The organism is Rhizobium sp. RSm-3, from assembly GCF_001854685.1.
In the GTDB taxonomy this organism is placed as follows: Bacteria; Pseudomonadota; Alphaproteobacteria; order Rhizobiales; family Rhizobiaceae; genus Rhizobium; species Rhizobium ecuadorense.
In genome coordinates this window covers 144,569-159,117 of sequence record NZ_MAWZ01000006.1, presented here as the reverse complement: position 1 = coordinate 159,117, position 14,549 = coordinate 144,569, and the positions used below count along the sequence as shown (strand labels likewise).

Here is a 14,549-nt window from a genome sequence, read left to right as displayed (position 1 = left end):
GTGTTGAAGCCGGGTCGGACGTTTCATGGGGAGGCGGCGGTCGGGCGATGTCGATCGATCAACTGGGAGGAATTCAATGGCATTTTTGAAGCAATTTCCGTCGACCACCCGCAGGCGCTTTCTGAAGGGCGCCGGCCTGGTCTCCGCCGCGGCCGTGACCGGCAGCTTCCCGATCCCGGCGATCGCGCAGGCGCAGGAAGTCACGATGATCTCGGCCGAAAACAATGCGGCAGCGCTTGACGCGCTGAAGGCAATCGCTGCCGGCTTCAGCAAGGAAGCCGGGGTCAACGTCGTCATCAACAATATGGATCACGAGGCCCACAAGACGGCAATTCGCAATTATCTGGTCGCCGGCGCCCCCGATGTCTGCTCCTGGTTCTCCGGCAACCGCATGCGCGCCTTCGTCAAGCGCGGCCTGTTCGACGATATCTCCGATCTGTTCGCGAAGGAAAAATACAAGGACGTGCTAGGCGCGACGGCCGGCGCCGTCACCGAAGACGGCAAACAGTACGGTCTGCCCACCGGCGGCACGCTCTGGGGCATGTTCTACCGCAAGGACGTTTTCGATCAATATGGCCTGACCGTGCCGAAGACGGCCGAAGAATTCATGGCCTATGGCGAAAAATGCAAGGCGGCCGGCATCACCCCGGTTGCGATCGGCACTAAGGAATTGTGGCCGGCGGCCGGCTGGTTCGACCAGATGAACCTGCGCATCAACGGCCTCGACAAGCATATGGCGCTGATGAACGGCGAGATGAGCTATCTCGATCCGTCGCTGACGGCCGTTTTCGACCAGTGGGAAGCGATGATATCGAAGGGCTTCTTCACGCCGAACCATACCTCCTTCGGCTGGCAGGAGGCTGCGGCCCTTCTGGCGCAGAAGAAGGCCGGCATGATGAACCTCGGCGCCTTCCTGCGCTCGGCCTTCACCGCCGAGGACCTGCCGCAGCTCGCCTACGCGACCTTCCCGGTGCTCGACGCCAAGGTCGGCCATTTCGAGGAATTCTCGGTCAATTCGATCCACATTCCCGCCAAGGCCAAGAACAAGCAGGGCGCACGCGAATTCCTCGCCTATTTCTACAAGCCGGAAAACCTGGCCGCCTATCTGGAGCCCGGCGGCAACGTGCCGCCGCGCAACGACCTGCCGCCGAGCAAGGACGACCTCGTCAACGTCGCCGTCGAGACGATGAAGACGGTTGAGGGCACCTCGCAATATTACGACCGCGACAGCGACCCGGATATGGCGCAGGCCGGTTTGGTCGGCTTCCAGGAGTTCATGGCCAAGCCCGACCGGCGCAAGGCCATCCTGACGCGGCTCGAGGGGACGCGGAAGCGGATTTATAAGATCTAGGTCCGGAACGTGTTTGGCGTTTGCCCCTCACCCTAACCCTCTCCCCGCTCGCGGGGAGAGGGGACTTGCCCCGCGAGACATCGGCGAGGGACGGAGAGGTCGCGGCTTGTCCCCTTCGCCCCGCGAGCGGGGAGAAGGTGGCGGCAGCCGGATGAGGGGCCGACTTCGCCGCTTGCTCTGTCGTAATTGAGGTCCTGAACATGCAGACATTATGGCGCCGCCAACGGTGGTGGCTTACCCCGACTCTGCTCATTGCGCCTGCGATCGCGCTGTTTTCCACCGTCATCCTGCTGTCGGCGGTCCGCAGCGTCTGGATCAGCCTGCACGATTGGGACGGCTTTGGCCCGATGGTGTGGATCGGCCTCGGCAATTACGTCGAACTCTACAACGATCCGCAATTCTACGTGTCGCTGAAGAACAATCTCATCTGGCTCGTCATGTTCATGGCGGCGCCGCCGATCGGGCTTGCCATCGCGCTGCTGGTCAACCAGAAAATCCGCGGCATGCGCTTCCTGAAGTCGCTGTTCTTCATTCCGCTGGTGCTCGCTTCGGTGACCGTCGGCGTCGTCTTCACCTGGGTCTATACGCCGGAATTCGGCCTGCTCGCGCTGATCTTCAAGGCGTTCGGGGCGGTGGCGCCGGCGGTGCTGTCGGACGAGCATTTCGTCACCTTCGCCATCGTCATCGCCGCCCTGTGGCCGCAGGTCACCTTCTGCATGGTGCTCTATCTCGCCGGCCTCAACAATCTGAGCGAAGAGCTGATCGGTGCCGGCCGGGTCGATGGGGCGCGCGGCTGGAACATGCTCTGGCACATCGTGCTGCCGCAGCTGACGCAGGTCACCTTCATCGCCATTGCCGTCACCGTCGTCGGGGCGCTCCGCTCCTTCGACATGGTGTCGGTGATGACCTCGGGCGGCCCGTTCGGCTCGTCCTCGGTGCTCGCCTACCAGATGTTCGAGCAGTCGATCTTCTCCTACCGCTTCGGTTACGGCGCGGCGATCGCCTCGGTGCTGTTCGTGATCATGGCCGTCTTCATCGTCTGGTATCTCAGCCGCATCATCCGAACCGAAGAGAGGGGAGGCTGATGTATCCTCGTCCCATTCCCGAGACCGCCGTCTGGCAGCGCCGTCTTTATGTGCTTGCCGTCGTCATCGTGCTGCTGCTGTGGCTCTGCCCGCTGTTTGCGATCGTCCTCACCTCGTTCCGCTCGACCGAGGATGTCATGGGCGGCAATCTGTGGGGCTGGCCGACCGGCATCGGCGTCATCGACAATTATACGGCTGTCTTCACCCAGACGCCGATGGCCCGCTATTTCCTCAACAGCCTGATCATCACCATTCCCTCGGTGATCGGCGTGCTTGTTCTCTCGACGCTCGCCGGCTACGTGCTGTCGCGCTACCGCTTTCGCGGCAACATGCTGATCTTCGCGCTGTTCGTCGGCGGCAATTTCCTGCCGCACCAGATCATGATGATCCCGGTGCGCGACCTGATGGTGCGGCTCGACCTGATCGACACGACGGCGGCGCTGATCATCTTCCACGTCGCCTTCCAGACCGGCTTTGCGACGCTGTTCATGCGCAATTTCATCGCAGCCCTCCCGGACGAGCTGTTCCAGGCGGCCCGCGCCGAAGGCGCCTCTCCGTTTCAGACGCTGGTGCATGTGGCGATCCCGCTGGTGCGACCGGCACTCGCAGCCCTTGCCATCCTGATCTTCACCTTCATCTGGAACGACTATTTCTGGGCCGTGGTGCTGACCGTCAGCGACAGCGTCAAGCCGGTGACGGCAGGCCTTGCCAATCTGCGCGGCGAATGGGTCTCGGCCTGGAACCTCATCTCCGCGGGCACGATCGTCGTCGCCGTGCCGCCCGTCGTGATGTTCTTCCTGATGCAGCGGCACTTCATCGCCGGCCTGACCATGGGGGCGGTGAAGGGATGAACGCGCATCTTTTATTTCAACAAGAGAGGGCCAGGACATGACCAGTCTCGAACTTCGTCAGATCAACAAGAATTACGGCAGCTATCATGCGCTGCGCGGCATCGACCTTTCCGTGGCGCAAGGCGAATTCATCGTCATGGTCGGCCCGTCGGGCTGCGGCAAGTCCACGCTTTTGAAATCGATCGCCGGCCTGGAGACGATCTCGTCCGGCCAGATCCTGATCAATGGCCGCGACGTCAGCAGCGAGGAGCCGGGCGATCGCGGCATCGCCATGGTCTTCCAGTCCTACGCGCTTTATCCGCATATGACGGTGGCGGAGAATATGGGCTTCGGCCTCAGGATGGCCAAGCGGCCGAAGGCAGAGATCGACGCGGCGGTGGCGCGCGCCGCCAAGATCCTGCGGATCACCGATCAGCTGGATAAGCGGCCGAAGCAGCTTTCCGGCGGCCAGCGCCAGCGCGTGGCGATCGGCCGGGCGATCACCCGCTCGCCCGAGGTCTTCCTGTTCGACGAGCCGCTGTCGAACCTCGATGCGGCGCTGCGCACTCAGATGCGCGTCGAACTCAGCAGCCTGCATGCCGAACTCGGCGCCACCATGGTCTATGTCACCCACGATCAGGTGGAGGCGATGACCATGGCAAGCCGCATCGTCGTCCTCAACCAGGGGATCATCGAGCAGGTCGGCTCGCCGCTGGAGCTTTACCGCAATCCCGACAATCTCTTCGTCGCCGGCTTCCTCGGCGCGCCCCGAATGAATTTCCTCGGCGTCACCATCGACGAGGTCTCCGGCCGCCACATCACCGTCTCGGCGCCCGGCCTCGTGCCGGTGACGGTGGAGCTCGCCGAGCAGACGCCGCTTTCCAAGGGCGCCGGCCTGACGCTCGGTGTACGCCCGGAGAACATATCGATGGTCGCAGACGGCGGGCAGGGCGGGGCGATCGAAGGCGAGGTGCGGCTCGTCGAGCATCTCGGCCGCGAAACCATTCTCTATGTCGATGCCGGCAACCTCCAGACCATCGCCTCGGAAAGCGGCACCGGCAACATCACCGTGCAGCTCAGCTACGTCGCGCCCTTTGCCGCCGGGCAGAAGGTGGCGCTGACGCTCGACGCCCGCGAACTCTATCTCTTTTCCCCAGATGGCGGCCGCACGATCAGCGCCCGCAAGACCATTCTCGACAGATAGGAAAGACCATCCCGTGTCCGACAAGACCCTCTCCGTATGGAACCCCGTCAAGACCGACCGCTTCCTGGTCGGCGCGCCGCATTATCCCGAGCATGTCGATGAAAGCTATTGGGAGCGCGATGCCGAGCGCATGGCCAAGGCCGGCTTCAATGTGGTGCGCATGGCCGAATTCGCCTGGCACATTCTCGAGCCGAAGCTCGGCACCTATGATTTCGATCTCTTCGACCGCGCCATATCAATCCTCGCGCGCCACGGCATCGATACGATCATGTGCACGCCGACGGCGACGCCGCCGCGCTGGCTGACCGCGGCCCACCCTGAAATCTTAAGGGTCGACGGCAAGGGCCGGCCGATGAGCCACGGCTCACGCCAGCATTGCGATACGGCAAGCCCGGTGTTTCGCGAGCACAGCAGGCGCATCACCAAAGCGATGGCCGAGCACTATCGCGACAATCCGCATGTGGTGGGATGGCAGACCGACAATGAGCTGAACACCAGCATGCCGGAGAGCTTTTCCCAGGCGACGCTCAGCGAATTCCAGGCTTACCTTGCCGACACCTACGGCGAGATCGCCAAGCTCAACCGGGCATGGGGCGGCGATTTCTGGGCGACCGCCTATGACGGTTTCGATCAGGTGGTGCTGCCGATCGAGTTCGGCCCGACCTTCCCGAGCCCCGGCCACCTGCAGGATTATCACCGCTTCCTCGCCTTCTCCACGGCGCGCTTCCAGCACGATCAGGTCGAGATCCTCAGAGCGGTGAAACCCGCCTGGTTCGTCTTCCACAATCTCGGCGGCCTCAGGGATATCGATTTCCGCGGCCAGTTCAGCAAGGATCTCGATTTCGTCGGCTACGATATCTATCCGATGCTCTATGACGAGTTCATGCGGCTCGGCAATCACGCCAAGGTGCAGGCGCTGCATCTCGATATCTGCCGCGGCTTCTCCGGCAATTACATCGTGCCCGAGCAGCAGTCGGGCTTCGGCAGCCAGCCGGGCTTCTGCACGCTGACACCGGAGCCGGGGGAGCTTCGCCGCATGGCGCTCTCCTCGGTCGCCCACGGTGCCGATGGCTTGATGTTCTTCCGCTGGCGCCCGGCCCATTTCGGCGCCGAGATCTACTGGATGGGCATCATCGACCATGACGATATCGGCCGCCATCGCTATGAGGAGGCCAAGCGCTTCGCGACCGAGATGATCGCGCTGCAGCCGAAAATCCTCGGCACCTATGTGCGCATGGATGTCGGCATCGCCGGCTCCGATTTCGACAATCAGGAAGCCCACAAGACCTATCCGATCGGCCTGCCGAGCCCGCAGGACGATGCGATCCTCATGCATCAATATTGTTATGACCGCGGCATTGCCTGCGGCTTCATCCATCCCGAGGACGATCTCTCGAAGCTGAAGCTCTTTTATGTCCCGCATTGGGTGATGTGGAAGGACGAATGGACGGCAAGGCTCGAAGCCTTCGCTGAAGCAGGCGGTACCGTCGTCATCGGCGCCCGCACCGGCACTCGCGACGAGGATAATCACGTCATCCGCGAGACCGCGCCGGGCACAGCACTGTCGAAGCTGACGGGCGTACGCGTCGAGGATTTCGGCCGTCTGACAGCGCCGGGCGCCAACGGCCTGTTCGACGTCATGGAGCGCTCCGGCGGCCTCGTCATCCCGCCGAACAAACCGGCCGAATCCCATCGCCGCCAGCGCCGCTTCAAGATCGGAAACCGCGAAATCACCGCCGGCCATTTCTACGAAAACCTGACCATCGACAGCGATGTCGAAGTGATCGCCGCCTGGTCCAACCGCTATGCCGAGGGCCAGGCAATGGCGACCTCCCGCAAGGTCGGCAAGGGGCAGGTGGTCTATCTCGGCACCTACCTCACGCCTGAACTGACCGAGGCGCTCACCGAACGCCTCTTCCCCCAGGCCGGCATCGAACCACTGGTCGGCGGGTTGCCTGAAGGTGTGGAGGTGACGATGCGGATGAACGACGCGCGGCGGCTGCTCTTCGTGCAGAACTACATCGACCAGCCGGCGACAATCGGCGGCGTGCCGGCCGGGCGGGATCTGCTGGATGGGGAGAAGCCGGTGAGTGGCACGCTGGAGCTTGGCGGTTATGGCTGTGCGATTGTGGAGCTGGAGAGGTGAGGCTAAGGCTCAGCGAGCCCGAAAACTGCCCCTCACCCTAACCCTCTCCCCGTAAAAACGGGGCGAGGGGACGTGCCCTGCGAGAGGTTGGCGAGGGACGGAGAGGTCGCGGCAAATCCCCTTCGCCCCGTTGACGGGGAGAAGGTGGCGGCAGCCGGATGAGGGGCAGGACTCGGCACAACGTTGGCCGTTGCCGGGCTTTACCGACGGCCAACATGCTTTCATCGCGACGTGCTTCAAGCCGCCACCGCCTGCCGCCTCAACCCCCGCGTCACACCCACCGCAGTTACCGCCGAACCCGCCATCGCCACAGCGCTCAACACGAACGGGCTCCACCAGCCGACATGATCGAACAACAGGCCGCCGGCGAATGCGCCTGAAGTGATGGCAAACTGGATGAGGGCGACGAACCAGGCGCCGCCTTCCTCCAGATGGTGCGTGATCGTCCGGGTCATCCAGGTCGTCCAGGCGGCCGGCACCGGCGTCGTCAGCAGGCCCCAGAGAAGCAGCAGGCCGGCCGTCGCCAGGGCGAAGGGACCGAGGCCGGTAAGCGCCAGGGCGACCGTCACCAGCACCGCCGGAAAGCCGATCAGCACATGCGCCATATGCGCGCGCAGGATAGCGGGGATCAGCGAGGTTCCGGCGAGGCCGGCAAGGCCGATGCCGAGCAGCACCAGCGACAGCGTGTTGACGCCGAGATGGGTGATGTCTTCGAGAAACGGCCTGAGATAGGTCGAGAGCGCGAACTGCCCGATGAAGAACAGGATCATCGCCGTCATGCCGAGGGCGAAGCTGCGGTTGCTCATCAGGCTGAAGGTCCTGCGGAGCGACGCGCTCTTGCCGCCCGGCATCCGCGGCAGGGCGATCGCCTGCCAGATGAAGGCGACGATGCCGATCGGCACGACGACGAAGAACGCGCCGCGCCATCCCACAAGGCCGCCGAGAAAACTGCCGAGCGGTGCGGCGATCACGGCGGCGAGCGCACTGCCGCCTTGGAGCATGGCAAGGGCCTTCGGCACGTCGGGACCGGCGGCGAGCCGGGCGATGATCGCCGTCGCGAGCGACCAGTAGCCGCCGATCGACACGCCGATGAGGGCGCGGCCGATCATGAACACCAGATAGTTCGGGGCAAAGGTGACCGCCAGGCCCGATGCCACCAGCACGACGGTATAGGAGAGGATCACCCGGCGCCGGTCGAAGCGCGCGAAGACCACATTGCTGAACAAGGCGGTGATGACGGCGAAGAAGCCCGAGATCGAGATCGCCTGGCCCGCCTGACCTGCCGTGCTCGCCAGTTCGTCGGCGATCGGCGTCAGCAGGCTCACCGGCATGAATTCCGACGCGACGAGCACGAAGGAGGTCAGCATCATGCAGATAACGGCGCCCCACGGCGTCGTCCTGGTTTGCAGTCTCATGTCGTGGTTGATGTCCATCGGGCTTTCACCTCAAAAGGGGCTGTGCGTGGAAACGGGCGACGGCCGAACCATGCCGGCGTCGCCGTTCCCTCGGTGAACCGGAAGGCGGATCGGGCGGAATGCCCGTCTCATTGTTTCGGGAGTAGATAGCACCAATCGATAGATCGGATTAGCCGCCGCAATTCGTATGGACTTATCGAAATCGGCTGTTAATTACGCCGGATCGGAATGACTGGAGATATCGCCCGTGGCACGCGAGAATTTCAACGAACTGCTGCTTTTCCTGGCGGTCGCGGAAGAGCGCAGCTTCACCAGGGCCGCGGCGAAATTGGGCGTCGCGCAATCGACGCTGAGCTACGCCGTCAAGGAGCTCGAAGCGCGCATGGGGCTGCGGCTTCTCACACGCACGACGCGGAGCGTGGCGACGACGGAGGCCGGCGAGCGTCTGCGGCAATCGCTTGCGCCGCGCATTTCCGAAATCGAAGCCGATATCGCGGCATTGATGGCCTATCGCGACAAACCGGCCGGCACCGTCAGGATCACCCTTTCGAACCATGCGATGGAGAGCGTGGTCTGGCCGAAGCTTGCCCCCGTCCTCGGCGAATATCCGGATATCAGGCTGGAACTCAGCGTCGACAACAGCTTCCGCAACATCGTCGAAGACGGCTTCGATGCCGGCGTGCGTCTCGGCGAAAGCCTGGAGAAGGACATGGTCGCGGTGCGGATCGGGCCGGACTGGCGCTTGGTGGCCGTCGCGTCCCCGGATTATTTCAAGACAAGACCGGTGCCGACGACGCCGCAGGAGCTGATGCAGCACAACTGCATCAACAGGCGTCTCGACAGGATCGGCGGCCTCTACGCCTGGGAGTTCGAAAAGAACAGCGAGGAGGTCCGGGTGAGGGTGGAAGGTCAGCTCACCTTCAACACCGATCGCGAAATGGTCGCCGCCGCCCTCCAAGGCTACGGCATCGCCTTCGTTCCGGAAAGCTACGTCGAAACCCACATTGCCGAACGGCGCCTCCAACTCTTCCTCGACGACTGGACCCCGAAATTCGCCGGCTACTACCTCTATTACCCCAGCCGCCGCCAAAACCTCCCGGCCTTCTCAGTCATCGCCGATGCGCTTCGAGAGAGAAATTTCTGACGCTGCGCGCACCCGCCGCGCCCTTCGAGGCCCCTGCGGGGTGCCTCAGGATGAGGCCCTCTGGGGAGCTGGACGATCAAAAAACAACAACCTAAAAGAGATGAAGCCCAACCCACCTCTCGAAGGAGGAGAAACATGAAACGCATCGAGATGGAGGTGAGCGGCGGCTGCCAGTGCGGTGCCGTGCGCTACCGCGCAACCGCGATGTTCGACAATTCGCATCTCTGCCATTGCCGCATGTGCCAGAAAGCCTCGGGCAACCTCTTTGCCGCGCTCGTCGCCGCACCCGATGATGCGCTCACCTGGACACGCGGCAAGCCTGGCATCTGGAAGAGTTCGGAGCTTGTCGAGCGCGGCTTCTGCACCAATTGCGGCACGCCCTTGTTTTTCCACCACCGCGAAAACGGCCGCACCAACCTGATGATCGGCTCGCTCGACGATCCCAACGCCTTCCCGCCGCATGCCAATACCTGCACCGAAAACATGGTGGCATGGTTCGATACGATCACGGGGATAGAAAATACCGGCGCAACCGAAACCAACGGCGCCGACTGGGCCGCGGCAATCAAGAGAAGCAGCAACCAGCATCCCGATCACGATACCGGCGCATGGGCGGTGAGGGGACGTGACGGCTGAGTCCATTGCGGCGGCATGACAGTAGCTGAGCAAAACCGCGCCATTTCAACCGCCCGTTATTGGGCGCGGCACCCTCCAACCTCCCTAATCCTGGGGGGCGCAGCCCATAGGGCGGAGCCTCGAAGGACACGCTCCACCCTGCGTCTATGCAGCCAGTATCAGCTCGATTTCATCGTCCGCAAACCATCCCGTTGCCTTGGCTCCAGTCGTAGCCTCTGCCTGATTGTGAGCGTACAGCATCACCAGCAAACTCTCTTCAGCACGGCTGCACGTTACGTAAAGAAGGCGACGGGTGCGATCTAACGTCGTTTCCTCGCCAGCTGCCTCATGTTGCAAGTCGGTTTTCGACTTGGGCGTCGTGCCGAGAAGTTTATTGTAGCTGAACATGAAACCACGCGCTTCGTCGTCGTCGATGACGACCATCACGCGCGGGAACTCCAAGCCCTTCACGCCTTGATGCGTGTCGAACGGTGAAATACCCTCCACGTAATCCTGATATAGCGTAACTTGGCTCATGGGCGCCTGCAGGCTCTGAGACCACGCCTCAAGAATGGCGTTCTGTTCAACTCCTTCCTCGTTGGTGGGCTCATCGGGCTCAATTCCAGCTTCGGCTAGCAGGCGCTCAAACTCTATATGTCCGACCCCTGCAATTGGCAGAAGCGATTTCAAGACTTCAGGAACCTCAAGCAACTTCGACCTGCCGATGGTTTCAAGAACTGACTGACATGACGGATCGCCGTCACCGTCCCAAAGGCGCAGCAGCTCGTCAACGGCCTGACTCGCGGCGTCGAGCTGCTCCAATTGGTCAGCCCCGGCGCGCTTCAGCTCCAATGGGCTAAGCAGAGGCGAAATCCTCCTGAGAATAGCTGCGACAGCGAAGCGATCACCTCTCTGTTGTGCCTGCACGAGCGGGATCACTCCGTGGCTGAAGAACCTCAACCCAGGCAGGGTGCCCGCCAGCAAGCCCGTCTTAAGCCTGTCGATGGCGTTCAAGGGGGCAAACAATTTTTCGAAGCCCAACCGCCGCGCTGACATTAAATGCTCAAGGGCAAGCATTTTAACGGCGGTGGGCACCTTCCACTCCTGGTCGCCCGTGATGTCAGCCATGCGAATTGCAGCTGCACGTTCTATTGCCGCTTTGTTGGCGTCCTTGGACGCAACGAAGAGACGGACAGTCCCGCCCGCCTTATCAATGCGGCTCTGCTGCTGCTGACCGTCTGCAGGCTTTCGAATCTCATTGATAAGTTTCACAATTCTGTCGCGGCACCGATGGTTCATAACCTTGACCGGTTTCGCCCACGTGTCGGGGACGAGTTCCGCAAGCCCAGGTTTTCCGTCTGCGTAGATGCGCTGCATCATGTCACCAAACAGGCCGAGACAGAACCGATCCTGGTTTTCGTTCTGTAATGCAAAAAGCGCGTCGATCAGGTTCTTGTTGGTATCCTGACTCTCGTCAATAAAGAGGATCGGGTATCTATTAACGAGCAACTGCCCGAGCGCAGGCTTAGTGGAGATAAATGTCGAGCCTAGGCTGATGACTTCGGCGTGGTTCAGGGCATCGCGACCGCGGTTCTCCCCATCGGGGCTATAAGTAAATGCCCGAACTTCATCGAGACGCGCGAGGCGTTCAGTCTTGCTGATGATGCTGCGGGCGCGCCGTTCAGATTCTTTACCTGCCCTGCCGCGTCGTTGCGCGTCCTCAAGAACCTCAATTTCGCGGGCAAGATTGCTCCTCAGCCAGTCGCGAATGTCGTGATTGTATCCCGAAACCAGCGACCACAGGAAACTATGGATGGTCGCAACCTCGATCAATGGGTCGAACTCTGCACGCCTGCGAACCTCGTCTGCGGCGGCATTAGTGTAGGTGATAATTCCGACGCGCCGCCCTTGCAGCCATAGCGACGGCCCGTGCTTTTTCCGAAGGTGCTTCAGCGCGTCCACGAGAGAGCGGGTCTTTCCCGAGCCTGCCCCAGCGTAGAGGAAAAAGCTTTTCGGGTTTGCAGGATCGAGGCACGCGCGAATTTCCTCGTCCACGCTCTTATCGACATTGTTGTCACTAACCGCAAGCTCGCTCATACGGAGTCTTTCTTCGAGTTGTCATCGCCATCTATGGGCGGAGGCAAAATCTCGATATGCTTTCTGCGCAGTTGCGATTGAAGCCAACCCAACCCCTCGCCCAAGTAGGACGGGACAATCAGCGTTTCTGGATCCTTAATTTCAAGGAGATCGAGCGCGAATTCCGCCTTCTTGGCGTTGCTATGAAGGTGATCGTATAGTGCTTTGCTCAAAGCCGCGCCCGACTTGTTCTCCACGATTGCCTTGCGAAATTTCTCCATCAAACCGGTTGCTTTGTCCATCTCGGCGAACGAGGCGAGATTGGCGAAAGCCAGCGCGTCTTCGAACGTGCTAGGCAGAACCTCGACCTGCGTTTCATCCAGCGTGATGTTGACCGGGCATTGATAAGCGACACGGACAGAAAAAATCTGATCGTGTATCTTGGTCTTCGATTCCTCTGAGGCCTTGAAAAGGTCGTCTACCGCTGCGAGGGCTGGAAGCCACTCCTTAAGCGTTGTGTTTCCGGTTTTCAGGCCCTTTCCCCTCGCAGGCTGTTCATGGCCGTCCGCATCATTCTCAGAATCGAGATCAGTGACAACCAGGGTTAAAAGCCCCATCTTTTCGATCAAAGGCCTGAGCCGATGAGCGTGGCTCCCGCCAATTTCTAGCAATGAAAGATAGCACTGGGTCAGATAATCGAAGTGCGAGCGGATGAAGTGCGGGACCAGTATCTTTTCCGCTGGCCCCTCCACCAAGATTACTGCGTCGGCGAAGAATAGATCGCAGTGCGTCGAGCGCAGATATCTGGTGTCGAAGCGCTCCGTCTCTTTGACGGGGCCAAATACGTCTGACAAATTGATGACGGTCGATGTGGGAACTGCACCAATTTTGGACGCCGGAAGCCGCCGGAAGTATCGCAGCCATGAAAATTTGGCCTCATGCGCCACATGGCTGGAATGAGTGCTGACGACCAGCTGGGTGCGAAGCACCTTGTTGTCTCCAAGCTGCTCATGCTTTCGCAGTGTCTTATATGCTTTGCGGATAAAGACCTGCTGCACCTGCGCATGCAGATGTGCCTCTGGCTCCTCGATCAAAACAAGGTGAAGCGGAGCCACAACATCTGCGTCGGTCACCGTGCCAGACCGCCCCATCTTTCCCTTACGCATCCAGCTATCGCGGAAGCTGACGAGCCTGAAAAACATCAGGATCAGGTTCTGATACCCCAGTCCATTATAGTGCTCGGGCAAGCGCAGCACTGTGGTTGTCTCACCCTCACTAGTTACCGCCGCGACCTCGTATTGCACGGCTGCATCGTGGTTGAGAGTGTCCGTAGCCGAGATACGTGCGGAGATCTTTATTTCGGGATCAGTCTGACCTGGATAACCAAAATCCCCCACCTCCGCGAGCGTGTCGGCAAATGTTGTATTCAGCGTTTTGTCGAAGAGCTCCTGGGCTTTCTCAATTGCCCGCATCGCCACTAGGTCGGACGGCATTGGCCGGTCCGATGGGTCTAGGTGATGATCCCAATAGTGGCGGACCTGATCCGTTACCCGGCGTGGGTGGCCACTCTCCGCATTGCGAGCGCCTTGACCAAGTCCGCGCTGTGCATTGATCTCGTTGACTCTGACCAGCCGATCGAGGGGGTTGTCTTCAATGGCTTCGCTACTCATCGGTAGGAGTTGCGGCTTGGCTATCCCGTTCTCAGGCGCGACGCACATGGCAGGATCAAGCGCATAAGTCCTAATCGCAAATCGATTGTGTAAACGACGGTCAAGATATTCAAGAAGGGACTGCGGCCAGAGTTTGACCTCGCCGATCTCATCTCCTTCGGCTTCTTTTGCCTGTGTTTTGGTAGACTGAGCTTCGAGATGGCAACCGAGATAATCGGCCGCCATTTTGCCCACGTCAGAGGGTTCATAGCGCAGGCGTACTCCGAGCAGCCCGTCGCGCCAATCTAGGGTTGGCAGCAAGCGGCTGACGTGATGGATTTCGTTCTTTTCGACGTGGAACCAGAGGTCGAGCGTCGGCAAGATGCTCTCCCATTCCGTGGAGGATGCCGCCGTCTCAACCTCCTCAGCTGTAGCGAATGCTTGCCACGCATTGCCAATGCTGTTGATTGTCGCCCAATGCGCAAGGGTGAAGTCATTGATAGAGAAGCGCTTGACCACCAAGAAGAGCCGTAAGGCCTCCATAGCAGAAGTCTTGCCGCTGTTATTGGCGCCGACGAAAAGGGTGGTCTCTTCCGTGAGCTCGATACGAACGGACTGTAGCTTCCTAAAATTCGAAATTTCAACAAACTTGATATGCATCTGCTTCCCCCGCCGCTTGAATACTAGCGTAGAGAAAGTCCCCAGCACAATCACTAATAGAATTATCTTGTGCCGTGTCGTGTGCCTTCGGCCCGCGCTTTAACCGCAAGGCGCTTCTGCCTCGGTGACAATGATTGACGCGAGCTCAGGTTCGGCTCGATTGCACATCCTTTGCCGCTCAGCGGGAATGGAAGCTAGCGCATAGCCGCCTTTCGAAAGCGGCCGATCCGCTCCCTGCCTCCGGAGCAGTCCCTTGGTGAGACCAAAATCTCTAAACAGGCTGGCTGTGAGGACGTCAGCGTCCACCACACCAATCCATTCACCATACCCAAACACCCACCATAAACCCTAATCCCACAACCCGCCCGAACCGC

Annotated in this window: 10 protein-coding genes; 7 read left to right on the top strand and 3 right to left on the bottom strand. The window is 60.8% G+C overall.

Annotated elements, in window-relative coordinates; genetic code table 11:
• Positions 1–76 precede the first annotated feature (76 nt).
• The 5 genes from BBJ66_RS09245 to BBJ66_RS09225 all read left to right on the top strand — a co-directional run bounded on the left by BBJ66_RS09245 (position 77) and on the right by BBJ66_RS09225 (position 6,616).
• Positions 77–1,351: an ABC transporter substrate-binding protein gene (locus tag BBJ66_RS09245; RefSeq protein WP_071086499.1), complete on the top strand. Its 1,275-nt coding sequence runs from the start codon at positions 77–79 to the stop codon at positions 1,349–1,351.
• Between the two features lie 200 nt (positions 1,352–1,551).
• Entirely contained in the window at positions 1,552–2,436 is an 885-nt protein-coding gene (locus BBJ66_RS09240; RefSeq protein ID WP_071086497.1) for a carbohydrate ABC transporter permease, read from the top strand.
• The gene (locus BBJ66_RS09235) at positions 2,436–3,287 is read left to right on the top strand and encodes a carbohydrate ABC transporter permease (RefSeq protein ID WP_049735151.1); all 852 of its coding nucleotides are present in this window, start codon (positions 2,436–2,438) and stop codon (positions 3,285–3,287) included. The genes BBJ66_RS09240 and BBJ66_RS09235 overlap by 1 nt, the downstream gene beginning before the upstream one ends.
• A 37-nt stretch (positions 3,288–3,324) precedes the next feature.
• Positions 3,325–4,470 carry an ABC transporter ATP-binding protein gene (locus BBJ66_RS09230; protein WP_071086495.1) on the top strand — a complete coding sequence of 382 codons (1,146 nt, stop codon included), beginning with the start codon at positions 3,325–3,327 and terminating at the stop codon, positions 4,468–4,470.
• Positions 4,471–4,483: 13 nt separating this feature from the next.
• Entirely contained in the window at positions 4,484–6,616 is a 2,133-nt protein-coding gene (locus tag BBJ66_RS09225) for a beta-galactosidase (RefSeq protein ID WP_071086494.1), read from the top strand.
• Positions 6,617–6,852: 236 nt separating this feature from the next.
• Here the strand turns inward: BBJ66_RS09225 and BBJ66_RS09220 are convergent, their stop codons facing one another.
• Positions 6,853–8,049, bottom strand: coding sequence for an MFS transporter (locus BBJ66_RS09220; RefSeq protein ID WP_071086492.1), 1,197 nt, complete (start codon positions 8,047–8,049; stop codon positions 6,853–6,855).
• 229 nt (positions 8,050–8,278) lie between these two features.
• Here BBJ66_RS09220 and BBJ66_RS09215 point away from each other — a divergent pair, with 229 nt between their 5' ends.
• Together BBJ66_RS09215 and BBJ66_RS09210 are read left to right on the top strand one after the other, a co-directional pair.
• A complete protein-coding gene (locus BBJ66_RS09215) occupies positions 8,279–9,175 on the top strand; it encodes a LysR family transcriptional regulator (RefSeq protein WP_071086490.1) in 897 nt (298 codons plus the stop codon).
• Between the two features lie 135 nt (positions 9,176–9,310).
• Positions 9,311–9,811 (top strand): GFA family protein, encoded by a 501-nt coding sequence (locus BBJ66_RS09210; protein ID WP_071086488.1) that lies wholly within the window; start codon positions 9,311–9,313, stop codon positions 9,809–9,811.
• A gap of 144 nt (positions 9,812–9,955) precedes the next feature.
• On the opposite strand, the gene BBJ66_RS09205 is transcribed toward BBJ66_RS09210, so the two are convergent.
• Both BBJ66_RS09205 and BBJ66_RS09200 read right to left on the bottom strand, forming a co-directional pair.
• Complete coding sequence (locus BBJ66_RS09205; RefSeq protein ID WP_071086486.1) at positions 9,956–11,887, bottom strand: UvrD-helicase domain-containing protein; 1,932 nt, start codon at positions 11,885–11,887, stop codon at positions 9,956–9,958.
• Entirely contained in the window at positions 11,884–14,175 is a 2,292-nt protein-coding gene (locus BBJ66_RS09200; RefSeq protein ID WP_071086484.1) for an AAA family ATPase, read from the bottom strand. The genes BBJ66_RS09205 and BBJ66_RS09200 overlap by 4 nt, the downstream gene beginning before the upstream one ends.
• Positions 14,176–14,549 lie beyond the last annotated feature (374 nt).